We start from the raw sequence: 20963 nt of genomic DNA, 5'->3' as shown, positions 1-20963 counted from the left end.
GATCTCAGGATGTTGATTGTCTTTCAAGTTGTGTTACTGGTTCGATTGGGTCAGTCAACGACCCATTCCATGATGCCGGCAGTCTTGCCTATCTGAGGAACGACCTCTAAACGAACAGATGTCGTAGTGAGGCGAGTAAATTCGGCTTTTTGCAACATGTCTGCTTTAGGCTGAGGCAGTTCAGCGTCTACCTGCTGCCACTCGCCATCTCTTTTGCAGAGCAGACGACACTGCTGTGGCAACGCCCAGTTCCCGTTTCCACCGGTCACCCAGTAGACAGCCGTTGAAGAAATCTCAACCGGCTCGTCAAAGTCGTACTGAATCCAACGGACGCCGCCGGTCTGACTGTCGGCTTTTGCGGTTCCTGCCAACTCTTCCGCACCGATTGGCGCCGTGGAGGTTTTGTCCCACAGGAACCGTGGCGTTTCATTGTCGCCAGATACCGGGGCAAAAATCTGGTCATTGGCAGAGGAAGCTGAAGTCCAAGGATTCTTGCCCGACGAAGTGACATTGGCTCGGCTATATGCCATCTCTGATTGACACGGCCATGCGGACTTTGGTTCGGCGGCCAGCCAGACTCGCATTGGAGCAGCGCCGCGATGTGCCCATGCGTAGTAAGGGATCGCGGTAAGCTGGTGGTCCGATTGCTTTAGTTCGCTTCCAGAACGCGCAACAGTTTTGACCGTCCCGATGAGCGTATTGACGCCACCAAGCAGGTTGTCCCTGAACTCTGCAGTGAATGCCGCTTCGTCGGGGACGGTCAACGAGTGAACCTTGCCATCATTGTCAGGGCCCTCTGCCGCATACACGATTGGACCTCGCATCAGAGCCACACGATCTCGAGTTGCCGCGACGTTCGGATGAGCGAGTACGCGACGAACCGTCATCGGAAGCGAGAGTTCAATCTTGTCTCCGGGCTGCCAGATGCGCGTGATAACCGCATAACCGTTGTTCTCTGAGAACTCGACCGGATCGCCATTAACCTGAATCTGGGGAGCAGTTTTGGTGTCATTGGCGTAGCGGTAAAGATCCGATGGAAATGGCACCTTCAGCCAACCTGGAATGCGCAACGCCAATTTGAACGCGGACTGTTCAGCAGGTCGCACCGTGAGCTGAATGTTCCCGTCCCAGGGGTAATTGGAATATTGCTCAACTTTGACTGTCTGGTTGGCGAGTGCGAAATAAGCGTTGTTTGATCCAAACAGATTGACGAACAGAGTGTCGTCACTCTTCGCGTACATAAGCGAAGGGATCTGGGGAAGAAATCGAGTCACGTTCGGCGGACAACAGGCACAATTGAACCATGCAGAACGCCGGTGACCGGTGACCGAAGTGAGCTTGTTGGGATAGAAGAACGTGTCGCCGTCCATCCCTACTCCAGACAGGAACGAGTTGTAAAGACAGCGTTCTAGGATATCGATATACTTCGCATCGCCTTCCAACTGAAACATGCGACGGTGCCAAAGTATGTTGGCGATGGACGAGCAGGTTTCGTTGTAAGCGCGAAAGTTGGGAAGCTGATACTCCCCGGAGAATCCTTCGCCTGAGCCACCGCCAATGCCGCCTGTCAAATACAGTTTCCTCTTTGCTACGTTCTCCCAGAGATCGTGAAGCGCGTCGCGATAGTCGTCATCGTCCGTGAGTACCGCCAGATCGGCCATCGCCATGTATTGATATGCCGCGCGAACGGAGTGCCCAACGGCTTCAGCCTGCTGGGTGACAGGAAGATGGTCTTGGAAATACACGCCCCAAGTTTGACGGCGGTCATCCGATCGCCGCCCCCGTTGTTCCAGAAAAAACTTCGCAAGGCGGGTGTAGCGTTCTTCTCCTGTGACGGCTGCGAGTTTTGCCAGGCCGATTTCAATCTGCTGGTGACCGGGAGGCAACTCCAGTTTGCCGGGCCCAAACGCTTTGTCCAGACAGTCTGCTGCCTTAATAGCAATGTCGAGCAGGTTGCGCTTTCCGGTGGCTTCGTAATGAACTGCACCAGCCTCGATGAGGTGTCCCATCGCATAGGTTTCATGACTCTCCTGTTCGTGCAGCCAGCGTTCGCCGAAGACCACGCCTTTGACTGGCCTCTGATTTGGATTGTGAGGAACTTGCATCACGGTGTAGAGGTAGCCGTTGTCCTCCTGAGCCTTCGCCATCGTCGCGATCAGCTTGTCCAGATACTCATCGAGCTTTGGATCGTCATTCACCGCCAGAATGCGAGCTGCCCCTTCAACGATCTTGTGAACGTCTGAGTCGTTGAATCGCAGCCCCTCGTAGAAGCCGGGCTTCTCACCCGCTGCTTTGCGAAAGTTGTTAAGCCGACCGGTGATTTCGCATTGCTGGAAGTTATGCCAAACGGTCACTTGGTGATTGGTCTCAACACGTCGATGCCAGAAGTCTTTGGGGGCTAACTCCACTTCGTGGACGAGCTGGATGGGGTAAGGAATCTCTGCACTCGACCGAGCCGAAAGTTGCGAAAACGACTTCGATTTTTGAGCCGATGCGGCGGATCCAGTTTGCAGTTGTTGTTTGGCCACCAGCGGATCCGACTTAGCTTTGAACTCGGCAAGGTTGCTCTTGTCGTCCTGATCTGAATCGTCCTCTGGACCGAGAACATGCGTCAGCAGTTGGCGGAACTCCCATTCATCGGGAAGACCATCGTTGTCCGCGTCACCATCTTTGCCCGGATTACTTTCGTGTAACGGATCCAGCGTCGGTAGCCTCGCGTTCGTGTTTGCCAAGTAGTCGCGAAGCCGTGTCCAGAGATCATGTTTCACCTCGGGATGCTGTTTGCTGACATCGGTCGATTCGGAGATGTCTGCATCGAGGTCGAATAGTTGAACTTCACCTGTCTCGTACCACGCCACAAGCTTCCACTTGCCGTCGAAGATTGCCGAGGATGGGCGTTGGTTCTTGGCGAGGTCCTTCGTGAGGACGTAGTGCGGCGAATGGACAACCAGTTCACCGGTTCTCTCAATGTTGGGACTTGCAACTGCCTTCTCACTGATTGCTTTGACCGTCCGAACGATGGAGCCCCCGTCAATGTCTTCAGGCAATTGTTCGGCATCGCCGCCGGCAAGTTCCCAGATCGTCGGCAGGATGTCGATTCCCATGACCGGATGATCACACTGGGAATCGGCTGCGATACCGGGACCGCTCAGGAAGGTCGGCACACGAACGCCGCCATCCCAGATTTCGGGTTTATACCTCCGTAATGGTGGGCTCTCGGAAAGAAATTTGGGGCTGCCGTTGTCGGCTTGGTAGATGATGTAGGTATTGTCTCCGATGCCAAGGTCTTCGATCTTATTCAGCAACTGACCGACCGCCTCATCAAGATCGGCTACCATCGCGGCGTAAGCCGGATCGCTATGGGCTTTGCCTGACTTCCATCCCTGAGTCTTCTTCAGTGTCTCCGCGCGATGCTGAATCTTCTGGTGCACCGCATAGTGAGAGACTTGGCAATAGAATGGTTTGCCGTCGGCAACGGACGCCTCCATGAACGCGTTGGCTCGTGACGTGATCGAGAAAGCTAGTTTGGGATCGCTCTTTACGGCGGGACCTTTGCTGCCTTCTTTGTTGCCTGTTGCACCATCAGAAACGTCGAAACCATGTGCTTCCGGCCCGCCTCCTTTCAAATGCCATTTTCCCAAATGAGCCGTCCGGTAACCGACGGGAAGTGTCTTCAGCAATTCCGGTATGGTGATGTCCGCTGCCAGAATCTCCCGCGTTCCTTTGCCGCCGGGACGCAGCTTCTGTTTCCCCTTAAGATCTATGACATGCCCGCGACCAACGATGTCGGTGAACGACAACCGTGCACAGGTCTTGCCAGTGAGGTTGGCGTACCGTGATGGCGAACAATTCGGTGCCGGTGAATAGCCTCGCGAGAATCGCATCCCGGACTTTGCCAGTCGAGCAATGTTGGGAGTTTGGTAGTAGTCGCTTTGCGAGTTTGTACGCGACTTGTCCATCGGAACGCTCAAACCGGTCCAGCCTTGATCGTCAGTGAGGATGAACACGAAGTTTGGGGCGTTGTTCGACTTTTGGATTGTCAGCTGCTTCTCGACCGTTTTCTTTGCCGGCTTCCTTCTTTTTCCACGTGGGACTGGATTCGGGTATTTGGCCAGCATTTCTTTTAGCCTTGAGACGACTTCAGGCCGAGTCGCGGCCAGATTCAGTCGCTCTAACGGATCTTTCTGGTAGTCATAGAGTTCGTATTCCGCTGTATCTTCCGCCGCTCCAAAAGCTCGCCACTCGACCATTCGATATCGCTCGGTCCGGATCGCGCGACCGAGTTTTTGATTTGGATAGGCATGATAAGCATGATCACGAACACGAGCGGACGGATCTTTCAAAACCGGAACAAGACTCAAACCGTCGATCGGTTGCGGACCAATCGGGGTGTCAAGACCTGCGAGTTCCGCAAGCGTTGGGAAGATGTCGACGCTTTCAGTGAGTTGCTTCGTCGAAGAACCGGGCTTCGTGACGCCGGGCGCTGAGATCAGAATCGGAATGCGATTGGCTTGTTCGTAGTTTGTGTGTTTGGTCCAGATGCCCAGATCGCCGAGATGAAATCCATGGTCGCCCCAAAGCACGACAATCGTGTTGTCGCTCTGGCCAGAGGACTCCAATTCGTCAAGGATCTTGCCAATCTGAGCATCCACAAAGCTTGTGCTGGCGTAGTATCCATGGATGAGTTTGCGTGCAGTTGTTTCGTCGATCGCGGCGGGGTCATTTTTATCCGGAACTGGGAAGTAATTACGAATTTCGCCGCCACGCTTGTGAGCCACCTTGGGTGAATCGATTGGAAGGTCGGGATTCGCGGCCAGCTTCAACGCGTCCGTATTGTACAAGTCCCAGTACTTTTTCGGAGCCGAGAACGGCAAATGAGGCCGAGCGAATCCAGCGACGATAAAGAATGGCCGGTCGCGTTCTTTGGCTGCTTGCAAACGCCGAATGGCTTCCGCCGCAACCCGACCATCCGCATAAGCTTCGTCGGCAACGTCAGGACTCTCAAAAGCTGCTCCTCGAGGCAACGAATTCATCCCGCCCTTCGGTGCTTCCACGTTCTGAAACATCGCTTCTTCACGAGTCAGCTTGCCTCCGGGAGTTGAAGCGGGGTCAGCGTACTCAATCACTTTTTCTTTGAAGTGAGGAACGGAGAATGAATCGGGGTCACCGTGATTACCATGGCCAATGTGAAATACTTTACCGAGCGACTCGGTGCGATAACCATGTTTCGCAAAGTACTGCGGCATCGTGACCGCATTCGGGACAAGCTGCCGCAATGGACTTCCGAGTCCGTACAGTCCTGTCGAGGTTGAATGAGATCCGAGCATCAATGTGAACCGCGAGGGAGCGCAGACGGCTTGATTGCAGTACGCCATGTCAAATCGCATCCCGCTCGCTGCCAGCCGATCGATATTCGGCGTCTTTGCCAATGTGTCGCCGTAGGCTCCGATTGCAGGCTTCAGATCATCGACCAAAATCAACAGCACGTTTGGACGTTCGGCTGCGAAGGCAGGGAAGGCTGCGGCCAGCAAGACGAGCATTGATAAAGCAAGAGCCCGAATCGGAAACCTGAAGCCTTTGCGAGCAATAGCCTCCAACGAAGAACTGGCCCCTCGCTTACGCTTACGCTTCGGCTTACCAAAAAGTGTCGAGAAATCTGATGGCGTCAAGTTACCTCTGCCATCATTACTGCTTGCTGAGTTTTCTATATTTGAATTCATTTTCGTCTTACTTGGTTGTTCGATCTTGAGGCCACGGAAGTACGTTTGCTTGCTGAGCCCATGTCGTCCACTGGTTCGCTAATCGTTTGACTCTTTCCGCTTGTTCGCCGGCCACATTGTTGGATTCCGTTCGGACATGATTCATGTCGTAGAGTTCCCACTTGGCCTCGTCGGTTCCGTTCAGCGTCACCAGCTTCCAATCACCCACGCGAATCGCGGCGTGCTTTTCGTGTTCCCAGAACAGAGTTCGGTCGGCCTCGATCGATCGGTCTCGCAGGTTCGGCAACAGCGAAGATCCGGCAAGTGGTTTGATCGCTCTGTTATCGATCTCCTCGGGGTAATCTGCCTCAGCAACGTCGACACAGGTTGCCATGACATCCACCACATGGCCGACTTGCTGGGATAACTTTCCACCCTCGGTGATGACCTTGGGCCAATGTGCGATTAGCGGCGTCGCGATTCCGCCTTCGTGAACCCAGCGTTTGTGCAGTCGAAACGGTGTATTGGATGCGCTGGACCATGCTTCGCCCGTGCTGCTGGATCGTCCGGATTGCTTCCGCCAATCTGCGAAGTTCGCCTTTGTGTTCTTCTTCCACTGATAGCCGAACATCCCGCCTTCGGCACAGCAGCCGTTGTCTGACAGAAACAGCAGCAGTGTGTTGTCTAGCGTTCCGAGTTCACGAAGTTTCGCGACGATGCGACCGATGCTTTGGTCCATGCGTTCAATCTGAGCGGCGTAGATTTGGCGGCGAAAGGCGAGTTCTTTTTGATCGGGTTCAGGAAGCGATTTCCATTCGGGACAGTTGGATGGAGAAAGCTCGGTCTCTGCAGATACGATTCCCATGGCCTTCATCCGTGCCAATTTCTGTTCCCGCAGAACGTCCCATCCCTCGTTGTACTTGCCTTCGTAGTTGGCAATGTTTTCGTCCGGTGCTTCCAACGGCCAATGAGGCGAGTTAAACGCCGTGTAGAGAAAGAACGGTCGTTCATCTTCGGCCGCTTCGTCTAGAAACTTCAACGACCAATCAGCGAACACAGCCGTTGTGTACCACTCCTGATCCGGATGCAGCGTGTTTTCTGGAGAAGTCGTCGGTGGGACCACCATCTTTTCGTTGTGATAGACCGGACATCCCGGCAGCACCTTGAAGTAACTGTCAACTTGAAGGTGGATGCCGTAAAAATGCTCGAAGCCGCGATCAGTCGGCCACTGTCCCTGCTTGTGACCGACGTGCCACTTGCCGGCCATCATGGTTCGATAGCCCGCATCGCGAAGCACTTCCGCAATCGTGACGCACTGCTTGTTCAGATACGGATGATAGCCGGGGCCCTTGTCGCCATAGACCATGTGCCCCAAACCGGCTTCGTGCGGGTAAAGCCCGGTCAGAAACGACGCACGAGTCGGGCAACATCGCCCAGCGTTGTAGAACTGCGTAAACCTCAACCCACCCTCAGCAAGCTTGTCAATGTTGGGCGTGTTGATCGCACCGCCGTAGCAGTTGATATCGGAATACCCCATATCATCGGCCATGATCAGCACGATGTTCGGGCGTTCGTCCGCACTGCACATGCCCGCGCATGCGAGCATATTAAGGACGACAAGCAGGTGCTTCAGCAGCAACAGTTGTTTCATCATTGCACCGAAAACTTGAAGATAGTTTGTGACGTGTGCTCTTCACCCGGATTCAAAATCGTGGATGGAAAAGTTGTTTGGTTGGGGCTATCGGGATAGTGCTGTGTCTCCAGACAGAATCCGCCGCGATGGACGTAGGACTTCCCTGACTTTCCCGTTAGACGACCGTCAAGGAAGTTGCCGCAGTAAAACTGGATTCCGGGTTCTGTCGTGTAAATCTCCATCACGCGTCCGCTGGTCGGTTCGCAAACCTTTGCGGCCATCGTCAGCTCACCCGTCTTATCGCCTTTGTCGAGTACCCAGTTGTGGTCGTAACCTAGCCCAAACTTGAGTTGTTCGTGATCTTGCTCGATGTCGCGACCAATGGGTTTGGCAGTCGTGAAATCGAAGGGTGTTCCGGCGACTGATGGCATCTGGCCAGTCGGAATCAGGGTTTCGCCAACGGGCGTGAACTTCTTCGCGTTCAACATTAGTTCGTGACCAAGAATTGTGCCTTCGCCTTCACCCTTAAGATTGAAGTAGGTGTGCTGCGTGACGTTTACCGGCGTGGCCTTGTCGGTTGTTGCGTGGTAGTCCACGACCAGACAATTGTCCGACTTCAGCGTGTAGGTCACTTTGAGCTTGAGGTTGCCCGGATAACCTTCTTCCTTGTCTTTTGCGAGATACGACAGCGCCAGCGATTTGCCTTCGACGTAGCTGTCGACCGTCCAAACAACCTTGTCGAATCCAATTGCCCCACCGTGAAGGTGATTCTCTCCGTTGTTCTTTAGCAGCGAATAGGTTTCACCGTTCAGCGTGAACTCTCCGTCTGCGATCCGGTTCCCGTAGCGACCAACAACCGCACCGAAATAAGGCTTGTCGACGGCATTGATATAGTCTTCCACCCTGTCGTATCCGAGTGCGATGTCGACCATTTCTCCATCGCGATCCGGCACAATAATCGACGCGATGATAGCGCCGTAGTTTGTCACTTTAACCGTCATCCCAGACGCATTCTTCAATTCATATAACTTGATTGAATCGAAGTCTCGTACTTGAGCGTTCACTGACGTGACCACGAATAGCCCAGCAAGAAGACCAAGGTGCAACTTCATATTTACTAGTCAAAAAAGTGTGGCGAGCGAATGCAGGTCGGGGCGAACAACAAGAAACGCCTGTAGCAAACAAAGCGAGTCAAAGTTGTGCTGCCTTCTGAAACGCTTTACGGGCTGTCCTGTAAAACCTCGCCTCATAGAGAAGAGGAAGGTATAGTGGCAAATGCAGTGGCGATGCACCCAGTATTCACCAACTGTTACGTATTCAGGCTGCCGAGATCGACATCGAAAACGTTCATAATTCAAGGCGTTTGGGAAAGCTCTTTAATGAGCTCTACTTCGGTTGTCCGATAGGGCGTGCCGTCTTGACGAAGCACGTCGTGGTGCCACAGCGCTGGCTCGTCTGAATAGCTCTTTCTCCAAGAGTCCCATGGATAAATTGTGTTGGTCTTTCCATTGACTAGACCCCAATTGCATGCCCCCACACGATGACGATGAAAAAGCGGCAGGATTGCTTCAAACGTCGAACCGCCGGCTCTCGCCGGGTACTCTGTGCACAAAATAGGGCGGCCGTACTTCTGCAGGTCCCCGATAAGCTCGCGAGTTGCCAGGGGCCCATCGTAGGTGTGAAACGTGATCACATCGCTGTGAAGAAGCGAGAATGTCTCGATCAGGTCCGGATCGGTTAACCAATCCGGCTTGCCCCACACTCCGGCCGTTAGCGGTTGCGATGGCCGAGCGTCTCGCGCCCATCTAAACGCCTCGGACATCAACTCCAGCGCACGCTGGCTCTTGAGCCCAGGGGAAATGTCAGGCTTGCGGCTATCACCACCATAGTTACCTTGGTTTGAATTGTCAGGCTCGTTGAACAGATCCCATGCCAGCACACGATCATCGTCACGGAATCGCTCGACCACCGCAGTTACGTAAGCCTCCAAAGAAGCATGCTGATCAGGAGACTCCAATATCTTGCGGCCTGGTGATTGAACCCAGCCCGAGTTGTGAATCCGCGGGGCCGGCGCCGTTTGTCGGCCTGCTTGAGGATAAGGATCCCAAACTCCGTCAAAGAATACAAACATGGTACGGATGCCGTGCCTGTCCGCGATTGCCAGGTATTCGTCCATCCGGTTTAGGAACCCGTCTGGATCTCGATTCCACGCCAGGTCGTGCAGGAAGACGCGCATGGTATTCATACCAATCGATGCCGCCCAACCGAGTTCACGATCGATCGTTTCCGGATCATAGGATTCAGCCTGCCACATCTCCAGTTGATTAACCGCGGTAGAAGGAACAAAGTTGGCTCCCACAGGCCAATCGATTCCAGCGTACCATCGATTTGCACGTTCTTTCGACCAGCGACCGATCGCACCGGAATCACGCACCACAGGGCGGTCACGCTCACAAACGAGTCTGCCCTGTCTAACCGTCAATTCGGCGATTTGAAGATAAGAAAGTTTTTGGTCAACCGTTCGCTTCTCAGCGGGCGGATTCGGGTACGGGCGATTTGGTTCGACGTGATAGAAGATATAGGCCTTGCCACCAGTCACGCAGACGGAAGGGTGTCGCGCCCGACTGGTGTCCCGCGGGCCGTTGCCGTCTTCCTTTAGAATCCGGCCTGCCTGCGTCCAATGAACCGCATCGTCGCTACGGAACACTGCCAGCCCTTCGTGCGGATCGGTCAACATCCAATATGCATTGCTAAACCTAAACACGTAGGGCGCTTCCTGGTAGCCGAAGCCACGCGTTTCGGAATTGACATCCCCAAGACACGGACCCTGATTCTCCCAATGCACCAAGTCGATCGACGTGGCCCATTGAATGCCTCCGCCTTTGCCAACGCGATAGTAGGCGTGGTAACGGCCCTCGTACTGCAATAGCGAGACGTCGATCGGATCCGGCTGCCTGAAATCCGGCACGCCCTCAAGCTTCCACCCAGACACCGGGTCATCCAGCGACGTGCTATAGTGCCGAATGACCCCAGCGCCACCCCAAGGCGGCTTGGCTGAGTCTTTGTAAGTGGCAAACATGTGCAGGCGATTACCTGCAACGATCACGCCCGGCGCCCAGTGAGTATTCTCATTGTCAGGCTTGCCTAGCTTGCCATCAAAACCGCAGTATCCCCGGAACGTCCACTTCAACAGGTTTGGCGAGCTGACGACACCGATGGCCGTTCCAACGTAGGTTGCCTTCTTGCGAGTTGCACGCCGTGCGGTGTAATAGACAAACCACTGGTTTAACACGGGATTCCAAACGGCCTCGGGGTCACAGGATCCGTTGTAGTATGGGTCGGTAAAAAACGGCTTGGCGATGGCGCCTGGCGTATCCGCAAGCTCATGCAGCCGGACTGGAACTCGCATCGAACGATACTTGTCGGCCTGGGGCGATTCGCGAGGCTGCTCGCCTTGCAAAGTCTGCGGCGGGGAAAAAGCAAGCAAGGCAGTTGCCAGTAAACATGGGGTAAACAATTTTCGCATCGGGACGGCAGTAAAAAAATGGACTTGGAAAAGACGAGCCATCCTTAGCCAACCCCAGAGGGCAACCTCATACGCACGCAAGTCTCCCAGAGAGGTCCGCCTGAAAAACTACTAGCAGTAGCGGAGCATGCCAGCGGGCCAGTGATCGCCTGAACCGCCCAAACTTGGCTTTAGAGGAGTTCCTGCAAGCTCTCTTTTGATCCGACGATGCACGCCTCGCATCCTGGCAGGGACGCCAGCCATCGGCCGTCGTTACACGAAGTGTCGCCAATAGATGCAGGCGACAATCGCCGCCTTTGCACCTTCCGGTGCGAACCGCGATTGGGGCAGGAAGAAATGAGGGGGGAGTCGGGGACGGCCGACACCTATCAGCGATCCTCGCCAGAACTGCTCCGCGCGTCCCCGCTTTCAATCTCCATCTGAACAAGATCCTGATTCTCTGGAACTATCACAGAGGCTCCGTCGCCGCTGCCGCAGCCCGGAAGCGACGTCAATAGGAGACAAAAAACCAAAGCGACCATTGCAACACGAGCAAGCATATTTCAATCCTAAACTTTCCAAAAGAAAACTGGCAAAACACCACCCAGCGACCAAGTCGCTGGCGACATACGAAGCGGCACCACAGAATGCGATGCCGCACTCGGCGACACCCGGCAGCACAGCGAACAATTGCTGCGACATGCCCTGGCAGTCGCGCCGAAAACCCCTGCAGGCTCACCCGTAGTTCCGAATCGAAATCGCCAGTGAGCACGTGGCAAGACTAAAACTCTTCGCCAATTACTTCCTTGGCGGCCATCGTCCCCAACGAGCCCCAAAGCCCAAAGGGGCTCCGCGAGCCTGGCGCGCGATCGTCGGTACCGGCAAGATAGACTTGGCCAGACGTGCTGACACCAGCTTCAATGGAATCCGTAATGAATTTTACCGCACCATCGCCCATTAACACGTGAGCACCGCCCTGATGACGGCTACTCACCGAGGCAACCGCTTCAGCATCAGCCCCGCTTACTGTACAGAGCTCGCTATTGGGCGGCAGAATCGAGGTAAACCCAGTCATGATGGTCAAACCATCAGCCCAGCGGTAGCCCCGTCCCCGACTAGCCCACTCCAGCTGATTGTCGGTTGTCGCCGCAGTCGATGCCTGAACCACTCCGCTGCCCCAGAACCGAGGGCGATCACTGCTAATCGATGTTGCACAGTTCCTAGGGTTGTCATTCAAATCAACCCATTTACCAGGGTTATTCAGCGGCATGGTCGTGATGTCCCTATCCCCTATGTCCGTACTGATCTCACCAGCCATCATCGTATTCGCAAGCCCGTCCAGCACATCCCGGAACCGCGTCACGAACGCCGGCCGGAACATCCCACGCAAGCTAGCTCGCCCTGACTCGACCCGATCCGAGTTCCTCTCGTCCATCCAAGTGCTCGTGCCGCTCTTGTAGTAGATGCAGCGACCATTGTTGTTTGTGAAAGCGTCGCCGATGCACGCGGCATAGTTAGTTCGGCCCATGGCTGGTAAGCCAGTGCCTGGATCACTAGGGCAGCGCAGCGTCTGAACTTCGGTCACCCAGGGAGAGTAAAGCGACGTAAACGGGATCGGACCCATCGCCGACCACGGCACTGCCGGAGTGGTGCCGTCCGAGTTCTCGTTGTTTGGATTAGAAATCTGCTCCCACAACGCCTGCTGCTCAAAGAAAGGCGTCAGACCAACAAGAAAGCTTAGGCGGAGCGAACTCGAGCCTGCCCCCCCGCCAGCCACACCACTATTCAAAGCGTTGTTGGGCGTACGAGTCCCGCCCATCTGCCGCGGCAACTGCCTGTACGCAGAGTGATAATTGTGCAACGCGAGCCCCAACTGCTTCACATTATTGCTGCAGCTCATCCGCCGCGCTGCTTCGCGCGCCGCCTGGACAGCTGGCAGCAACAGGCCGACGAGCACACCGATAATCGCGATTACCACAAGCAGCTCCACCAACGTAAAACCGCTGCGACTCCCCAAATTCTTATTCATTCGATAATCCTCAACTAGATCAAAAGACCACGTCAGCAAAGCCCAATTCACTGCGCACGGGCGGCAGTCTTGAGCTGACAGAACTACTACGAACTGCTGCATTACATCTCGACGGCTTTTTTCTGAGGCCTCTATCTTCACCTGGCTTTCATGACGGCACTTTCGCATCACCTCATTGCCCAGTTTCCTGCCCGGCATGCCTAAATAGACGGGAGAGGCAAGCCCTCGCCAAAGGAGACGGCTCTTTGCTCACCCCCGTCATTTCGTGATGCTTCCGTGTCGAGAATTGAACGGCCCAAACGTATTGGGACTGTCTCGGGTTCGGGGTAGCGTTCCGAAGGTGATGCCGTGGCCCACCGGCGGCAGCTATTGCCCGCTTTCCCCGGTCCCGCCTCCAAGCCCCGGCAATTGCAACGACGAAAGGTCAATAGCGACAAGCTCAGCTTGGTTTGCAGTTCGCCCCCCCATTTCAGTTCGCAGAAATCGCCACCCGCCATCCACCCGATAGCATTTGAAATGCCCTACCCTCCTGTTAACCGGCGTGACTTACTCTGTCGTTCTCTATCGACCGCCGCAGCAACGCTAGCTAGTTCCAGCTTGACCTCTCGCGTGTTCGCAAAGCCTCCATCGGCCGAGCACTTCACGCTAGCCTTTGCGCCGCATCCCATGATGTTCAAATCGCTCGCGGGAGACAACGTCCTGGATCAGATTCGATTCGCCCACGACCAAGGGTTCACAGCATGGGAGCACAATCCGATGGCCGGTGAAACGCCACGGATGCAGGAAGAGGTTGGCAAACTCCTGCAAACGTTAAATATGCAAATGGGGGTGTTCGTCGGGTACAGCGATTTTGAACGGCCAACATTCGCGGTTAACAAGCCGGAGTACCGCGAAGAGGTGCTTCGGCAAATCAAGCAGTCCATCAAAGTGGCCAAACGTTGCGGGGCAACTCACTTTACCGTCGTCCCCGGCACCATCGATCAGCAGTCGATTCATGACAAGACGTGGAATAAGTACGGCGGCCCGCGTTTGTCGCAGGGTTACCAGCTGGCAAACACCATCGGCCTGCTTCGAGAGTGTGTCACGCTACTCGAGCCACATAATTTGACCATTGTTCTGGAACCTTTGAATTGGCATGCCAACCATGGCGGCGTCTTACTTCAACGATCCGACCAAGCATTTGCGATCTGCCGTGCGGTGAATAGCCCGGCATGCAAGATTTTGTTTGACATCTACCACCAGCAGATTACCGAAGGGAACTTGATTCCAAACATTAATCAGTGCTGGGAGGAGATCGGGTACTTCCAGACCGGGGATACCCCAGGTCGTAAAGAACCAGGCACAGGCGAGATCCACTACGCCAACGTGCTAGAACACGTTCATAAACGATGTGTAAAAGAGAAAAAGTCTTTTGTATTCGGAATGGAACACGGCAACTCGCTACGCGGAAAGGCGGGCGAGCAAGCGGTAATCGATGCCTACCGAGCCATTGACCCGGCTTCGAACTGAGCCGGCACTGCATTGAGTCGGCCTCGCGACGCCCCATCCTCGAAATCTCGTGGCTTCTATTGATAGCGACGCAAGTCACTCGGCCAGAGTTCCGCCACTTCAATCGCTTAGTCCGTTCATGCTTTTCACAAGAATCTTCGTTTCCAGCTCGAGTTAACACCTCCTATGACTTCAAAATTCTCTCGACGAACCGTACTGAAATGTTCTGCCGCTGTCGCTGCGCCACTGTATATTCCCGGTCACGTTTTAGGAAAAGACGGAGCCGTTCCGCCCAGTGAACGCATCAATGTTGGGCTGATAGGACTCGGGGCGCGGTGCCGCCGCGTCGGTGCCGATGTCCTGAAGAAGGTCCCCTCAATGAACATCGTCGCGGTCAGCGATTGCTTGCCTTCGCGGCTGGATACCTACACTGCGGCGATCAATCCGAATGCGACCTGGAGCCGTTACACCGAGTTCCGTGAGATGATCGAAAAGGAAAATCTCGACGCGGTGATGATTGAGACGGCGACACACCAACGGGCCTGGGTCGCATGTCACACGATGGCGGCGGGTTTGGATGCGTATATCGAAAAACCGATGGCTCTGACGATCGCAGAGGGACGCGAGATGGCCAACTGTGCTCGAAAACACAATCGAGTTACGCAAGTCGGAACGCAGCAGCGATCCAACCCGATGACGAACTGGGCCTGTGGGCTAATTCGCGACGGCAAAATCGGACACATCAAACGCGTCAAAACGATGAACTTCGTCGGACCGGTGCCGATCAATGTCACCGCCAAACATCCCATGCCCAAGGATGCGGGGAGCGATACCAAGTGGTGGGACACCTGGACCAACCAAGCTGAGTTCCATGATTACAACGCGAACTTATTCTATAACTGGATCAACTATGTGGACTATGACGGCGGTGGACGCAGTTTCGGGGTCACCGGATGGGGAGCCCACGCGTATGACCAAATTCAAAACGCACTTGGCACCGACGAGACCGGCCCCACCAGTATCACGTTGATGGAAAACGTTCGAACGTACGAAACCGGCATGAGTGACTTTCACCGGCCGACCGATGACGAGCCCGCTGCCGCGTTGGCGGATGAACCTAAGGAGATCACCGGGCCGGTCGGGCATTGCATTATGCGGTATGAAAACGGCACTGAAATTGACTTCTCTCTGACAAACGACCAAGGACCGTCTTTTGGCGCGGTCTTCGAAGGAACGCGGGGAAAGATCGAAATCAACCGTAACAAGGTTGCTTCGAATCCGAAAGAACTCACACAGAACGCTGGCAACCCCGGACAACTGAAGGGTTCGCAAAACGTACCTCACATCCAGAACTTTGCCGACTGCGTTAAAAGCCGAGCCAAGGCCAACGCAGGCATCGAAATCGGCCAGCGAAGCACTACGATTTGCTACCTGTTGAATATCGCTCGTGCAGTCGGCAAGGTGGGCGAACCGTTGCAATGGGATCCAAAGACCGAACGATTCACCAATTGCGACGAAGGCAACGCAATGCTTCAGCGTGAACGTCGCAAGGGCTGGGAGTTGCCGGCTTAGCCATCCCTGCTTCGTTGACAATCTGCCCCCTAATTCAGTTTGATTTTCCCCATGCGTCTGATCTTGCTCCTGCTGATCGCTTCAATCACTTCTTCTGGTTTTGCAGGCGAATCGCACTCCGACCGCACGAAGCCCAACATCATTTTCATGATGTCGGACGATCTAGGCTACGGAGAACTCGGCTGCTACGGGCAGCAGCAAATCCAAACACCTCGTCTAGATCAGATGGCATCGGAGGGTTTGCGTTTTACTGACTTCTACGCCGGCAACACCGTCTGTGCTCCATCCAGAGCAGTGTTGATGACGGGAAAGCACATGGGACACGTTCATGTTCGCGGTAACGCGGGCGGACCGGACATGTCGAAGCAGTCTTTGCGAGACGAAGACGTGACACTCGCCGAAGTTCTCAAATTGGCAGGCTATCGGACAGGCCTGGTCGGCAAGTGGGGGCTCGGCGATTTTGCCCTGGGCGGCGAAGCTGGCCTCCCTATGAATCAAGGATTCGACTTTTCATATGGCTACATGAACCAAGTTCACGCGCACAACTATTACCCTGAGTTCCTATGGAAACGTGACACGAAAGTACCGTTGCGGAATATTGTTCAACGGGCGAATCGATCTTACGGAGGTTTCACCGGTGGGTGGGCGACGAAGAGGGGCGACTATAGCCATGACCTAATTGCAACCGAAGCACTGCAGTTCATCAAACGGAACGTAAAACCGGATGCGGAAGCCCCGTTCTTTTTGTATCTGTCGATGACCATTCCGCACGCCAATAACGAATCCGGCAAAGAACTCGGCGACGGCCAAGAAGTTCCAGATTACGGCCAATACTCTGGTAAAAACTGGAGCGATCCGGACAAGGGCCAGGCGGCGATGATTTCTCGAATGGACGGTGACATCGGGCGAGTCCTCGACCTACTCGATGAGCTGAACATCGCCGAAGAAACACTTGTCATCTTCACCAGCGACAATGGTCCGCACGACGAGGGCGGGCATCATCCAGAAACATTCGATCCGGCCGGGCCGCTACGTGGGATGAAAAGAGCGTTGTACGAAGGTGGTGTGCGCGTCCCAATGATCGCTCGCTGGCCCGGCGTGATCCCTGCGGGCCAAACGACTAACCACGTTGGCTACTTCGGAGACATGATGGCGACGTTTGCTGAACTCGCGAGCGTGGATCCGCCCTCCGACCTTGACTCAGTAAGCCTGGTCCCAACTTTGACGGGCGATTTCGAATGTCAAAAAACGCATGAATATCTGTATTGGGAATTTTACGAGCAAGGCGGGCGTCAGGCCGTTCGTGCAGGCAGATGGAAAGCAGTTCGCCAACCCTGGATGACCGGCACTACTGAACTGTACGACCTCTCCAACGACATCGGCGAAATACACGACGTTGCATCCTCCAACCCCGAAGTCGTCGAACGTCTCGAAAAGATGATGAAAGAAGCCCACGTCGAACATCCCGATTGGCAGGCGCGGGGACGAGCTAGCAAGTAGCAATCGAGCGTCCAACAAAACTCCGTCAAATTCAACCTCATGACTTTTGCAACGAAACTCCCGATGATCCGCGCATTCAACGCCACACGCTTTGCAGCGATGCTTACTCTGCTTCTTTGCCTCACCCACGACACTGCCGCCGATGAGCCGACGCACACAAAGCGTCCAAACTTTCTCTTCATCGCGATTGATGACCTGAACGATTTCTCCGGATACATGGCGGACGAACCGGGCAACTTCCTGCAGACAATCTATCCAGACGCACGCGTTCGTGCGAAAGTCTGCCAGCGTTTGACACCCAACCTCGACCGCTTCGCCAAACAAAGCGCTCCGTTTCTACGCGCGTATTGTCCGAGCGCTCTATGCGGTCCCTCGCGCACGTCACTGATGACCGGCGTGCCGCCTTGCCGTTCGGGATACTACACTCACACCCGCCATTTCCGAACGTACGAAACCCTCAAAGACGCCGTCACGCTGCCACAACGTTTAAAACAGAATGGTTACTACACGACCGGTTTAGGAAAACTGTTCCACAAATCGGTCGGCGACGCCAATGGACCGATCAAAAACGACTGGGCCGACGCTAGATATTCCTGGTCGAGCTGGATCAACCACGCCAGCGGCTGTAACGGCGGTCGACCGAGTAAGTACTCGCCAATTAACGGTGGCAATATGGTCTTCGGCCCCTCGCGTCTAACAACGCAGGAATCAGGCGATTGGATGACCGCCGACTTTGCGGCCAGACTGTTGGAAACGGGGACGGCGGAAATTCGAAACGATAAGAAACGCGGTAAGGTCGGCCCCGATTCGGTAACCTTGCCGAATGACCAGCCGTTCTTTCTTGGTTGCGGACTCTTTCGCCCACACTTGCCTTTCTTTGCCCCGCAAAAATTCTTCGACCTGTTCCCAACGGACGAAATGACAGGGCTCAATCGATCATCACTTGACGCGATTGTTGCCGATCTGGATGACCTGCCTAGCGGCGCTCAACGGTTTAGCGATTTTGGCAGCGGGAAAATGAAAGTCGTGATGGAACACGCTCGGTCAGTTGGTGGCGTGAAAGCGGAAGTTCCCGCCTGGCGAGAAATGGTGCAATCATATCTTGCGTGTGTGGCGTTCGCTGATGCCTGTCTGGGACGATTGCTCGAAGGCTATGAACGGTCGCCCTATCACGACAACACCGTCGTATTTCTTTGGAGCGATCACGGATACCACTTGGGAACAAAATACCATGTTGCCAAACAGGCCCTTTGGGAGGAAGCGAACCGAGTACAGTTCATCGTTCATGATCCTCGTTCGCCGGGTTCACGCGATGGAAAGCCCCGTCGCCAATTGGTCAGCCTGAATGATCTCTATCCAACCATATGCGTGATGGCCGACACGGGTGTGCCCCCGACACTCGAAGCAGGAAAAGATATTGCATCTCTCATTGAAAATGCCGATGCCCCGCCCGTTCACCCACACCTCTTGATGACCTATATGGAAGGTAATCACAGCCTTCGCACGTCGACCCATAAATTGAATCGATACAACGACAACAGCATTGAACTTTACAACATGGTAAACGACCCCTTTCAGGTCACGAACCTTGCCGGCAAAGAACAAACACGAGCGTTACAGCAGGAGCTGCAAAATAGACTCAACGAGGCTATCGCCACCCGCCCGAAGCAAAGCCCACAAGAGCAACGCTCATCACATCCTGCGGACGACACTCTCTCGCAAAACAACAGGACGGAAACGGAAAACAACGATCGCCAAGCCATCCACCTGCTCGGTAGCGAATGGATGCGTGATCCCTACGTCGTCCTGCACCCCGACGGCCACTACTACATGACAAGTACACGCCTAGGTCACACGACCGGTGGTGTTCAAGGTATCGAAGTATGGAAGAGCAGCGATCTATCCAACTGGAAACGTCTCGGGGTGCCGTGGACGTTTGACGAGTCGAGCTGGATCAACACGCTGGCTCCCGTAATTGATTCCCAAAAAGACTTTTGGTTGTGGGCGCCCGAGTTACATTTCACGGGCAATCGATGGGTCGCGATTCACACGACCAATCGAAGAGTCTCCAACCTGCTAGTGTCTAAGGCTAAGGGGCAGGCATTGGAATCCGGCTTTCGCGAGCCCATGGAAGTTTCCTTCGGCCACCGACACGATCCGTTTCTTTTTGCCGACGACGATGGCAGCAATTGGCTTGTCTGGGCGTGCGCCAAGGTTGTCAAACTTGAGGCTGACTTCAGTGGATTCGACGGCGATGAATTCACGATAGGGCCATCGGATCGCAAGCTTGGACACGAGGGTTGTTCCATCCGCAAAATCGGCAAGAAGTACGTATTGTTTGGAACTGCATGGAGCAAGGACGAGCTACGGCAGGGAACTTACAACCTCTACTACTGCACCGCCGATCGTGTGACAGGGCCGTATGGGCCACGTCGATTTGCCGGACGATTTTGTGGGCACGGCACGCCGTTCCAAGACAAAACAGGACAATGGTGGACGACCGCATTTCGCAATGGCAAGCTAGAGAAAGATATCCAACGTGGTCAGTCCCTTTGCGACAATGGCAAAGCATGGACCTACAACGCTCAAGGAATGACTCTTGTCCCCCTGGAGGTTTCGCAAACGAACAATGGCGACATTTCGGTACGAGCGATTCCAGATCCCTATGCATCGCCGGGCCCTGAAGAGGTTCAATCGTTTTCCCCAGCCCCACGGAACGACACAGCATCGATGTAGCGATCCAGGAACATACGTTTTGGCACAAGCGTCTGTGCCCTCAAGAAAACAAGGTTTGAATTTACAGCGGTATGAGCGACCCGAGTTTACAGCGAGCATATTTCGACCAAGGCCTTAACTCCCCAGGTGGCGTTCCGGCCATGGCTAGCTATGTGTTGATGCCGAATGAACTCAAAACGCTTGGTATCGTGGTCGCCAGTACCCATCGTCCAGAACAACGCCACTCCCCAGCCCCGTACGCGTGGGCGAATCAATATAATGCCAATGCCTATTTCGCCGACGCTTCGCGATTGAAAGCGGAAATCGATGACCGACGCCTGCGTATTTCGATCACGGAGTCATGTATCAAGAGGGCAGTTGAAAGATTCAGTCCGGTGAAAGAATACGCGTCTGCGGACAAGCATCCCACCGTCGAACAGCTATTGATTAAAAGCGAAAGCACTCGATGAACGCAAGCAAATCAACATGTCTTTCTGGAGATCATTAGCGGAACCGGCAATCTTAGTTGCCCACTGACTATTACCGGGGCAAAGCAACCTGCTCGAACACGTACGCCTTATCGCCCACTGGACCAATTCGTCGCTGCGTCAAGGTCACCCAGAAGGCCCCTTTATACAGCAATTTGTCGCGAAGGCGCAGCGGCACACTAATCAAACTCAACAGTAGAAAAGCGTTTTACCAAGTCAGTCGAAAGACTTGTTTATGTTGAGTTGCTGCCGAACAACCATTTCCACCGAGATAGCGACAACAAACACCACTTCCCCCCCTACTTGATGCCTCTCTCCCCCAAGTTTTCTCGCC

At 54.6% G+C, this 20963-nt stretch carries 10 protein-coding genes; 5 read left to right on the top strand and 5 right to left on the bottom strand.

Translation table 11 applies throughout. The features are described from left to right. Positions 1-50: 50 nt before the first annotated feature. From RSSM_RS32335 to RSSM_RS06700, 5 genes are all read right to left on the bottom strand, one after another. Positions 51-5540, bottom strand: a complete 5490-nt coding sequence (locus RSSM_RS32335) for a beta-L-arabinofuranosidase domain-containing protein (RefSeq protein ID WP_008675875.1) — start codon at positions 5538-5540, stop codon at positions 51-53. 187 nt (positions 5541-5727) lie between these two features. Continuing rightward, entirely contained in the window at positions 5728-7353 is a 1626-nt protein-coding gene (locus RSSM_RS06715) for an arylsulfatase (protein WP_008675874.1), read from the bottom strand. After that, a complete protein-coding gene (locus RSSM_RS06710; protein WP_044301469.1) occupies positions 7350-8444 on the bottom strand; it encodes an aldose epimerase family protein in 1095 nt (364 codons plus the stop codon). The genes RSSM_RS06715 and RSSM_RS06710 overlap by 4 nt, the downstream gene beginning before the upstream one ends. Before the next feature lie 242 nt (positions 8445-8686). Further along, positions 8687-10819, bottom strand: a complete 2133-nt coding sequence (locus RSSM_RS31525) for an endo-1,4-beta-xylanase (protein WP_160168097.1) — start codon at positions 10817-10819, stop codon at positions 8687-8689. A 799-nt stretch (positions 10820-11618) separates the two neighbouring features. Continuing rightward, the gene (locus RSSM_RS06700; protein WP_315850004.1) at positions 11619-12905 is read right to left on the bottom strand and encodes a DUF1559 domain-containing protein; all 1287 of its coding nucleotides are present in this window, start codon (positions 12903-12905) and stop codon (positions 11619-11621) included. A 627-nt stretch (positions 12906-13532) separates the two neighbouring features. On the opposite strand from RSSM_RS06700, the gene RSSM_RS06695 reads away from it, so the two are divergent. The 5 genes from RSSM_RS06695 (at position 13533) to RSSM_RS06675 (ending at position 20611) form a co-directional block, all read left to right on the top strand. Next, positions 13533-14375: a hydroxypyruvate isomerase family protein gene (locus RSSM_RS06695; protein WP_315850006.1), complete on the top strand. Its 843-nt coding sequence runs from the start codon at positions 13533-13535 to the stop codon at positions 14373-14375. Positions 14376-14540: 165 nt separating this feature from the next. Beyond that, positions 14541-15926: a Gfo/Idh/MocA family protein gene (locus tag RSSM_RS06690; RefSeq protein WP_144059617.1), complete on the top strand. Its 1386-nt coding sequence runs from the start codon at positions 14541-14543 to the stop codon at positions 15924-15926. 51 nt (positions 15927-15977) lie between these two features. Continuing rightward, a complete protein-coding gene (locus tag RSSM_RS06685) occupies positions 15978-17426 on the top strand; it encodes an arylsulfatase (protein ID WP_008675867.1) in 1449 nt (482 codons plus the stop codon). A gap of 63 nt (positions 17427-17489) precedes the next feature. Further along, the gene (locus RSSM_RS31520; RefSeq protein WP_160168096.1) at positions 17490-20162 is read left to right on the top strand and encodes a sulfatase-like hydrolase/transferase; all 2673 of its coding nucleotides are present in this window, start codon (positions 17490-17492) and stop codon (positions 20160-20162) included. A gap of 71 nt (positions 20163-20233) precedes the next feature. Continuing rightward, positions 20234-20611: a hypothetical protein gene (locus tag RSSM_RS06675; protein ID WP_144059616.1), complete on the top strand. Its 378-nt coding sequence runs from the start codon at positions 20234-20236 to the stop codon at positions 20609-20611. Positions 20612-20963: the final 352 nt, after the last annotated feature.

Source organism: Aporhodopirellula sallentina SM41 (genome assembly GCF_000346505.1).
Lineage (GTDB): Bacteria > Planctomycetota > Planctomycetia > Pirellulales > Pirellulaceae > Rhodopirellula > Rhodopirellula sallentina.
The sequence above is the reverse complement of the archived record's forward strand: the minus strand, read 5'-3'. Positions and strand labels throughout refer to the sequence as shown.

Bases quoted from the DNA above. Each gene is read 5' to 3' on its own strand.
- RSSM_RS06695 (WP_315850006.1), top strand. From the start codon at position 13,533: ATGATGTTCAAATCGCTCGCGGGAGACAACGTCCTGGATCAGATTCGA.
- RSSM_RS06715 (WP_008675874.1), bottom strand. From the start codon at position 7,353: ATGATGAAACAACTGTTGCTGCTGAAGCACCTGCTTGTCGTCCTTAAT.
- RSSM_RS31520 (WP_160168096.1), top strand. From the start codon at position 17,490: ATGATCCGCGCATTCAACGCCACACGCTTTGCAGCGATGCTTACTCTG.
- RSSM_RS06685 (WP_008675867.1), top strand. From the start codon at position 15,978: ATGCGTCTGATCTTGCTCCTGCTGATCGCTTCAATCACTTCTTCTGGT.
- RSSM_RS32335 (WP_008675875.1), bottom strand. From the start codon at position 5,540: ATGCTCGTCTTGCTGGCCGCAGCCTTCCCTGCCTTCGCAGCCGAACGT.
- RSSM_RS06690 (WP_144059617.1), top strand. From the start codon at position 14,541: ATGACTTCAAAATTCTCTCGACGAACCGTACTGAAATGTTCTGCCGCT.
- RSSM_RS06675 (WP_144059616.1), top strand. From the start codon at position 20,234: ATGAGCGACCCGAGTTTACAGCGAGCATATTTCGACCAAGGCCTTAAC.
- RSSM_RS06710 (WP_044301469.1), bottom strand. From the start codon at position 8,444: ATGAAGTTGCACCTTGGTCTTCTTGCTGGGCTATTCGTGGTCACGTCA.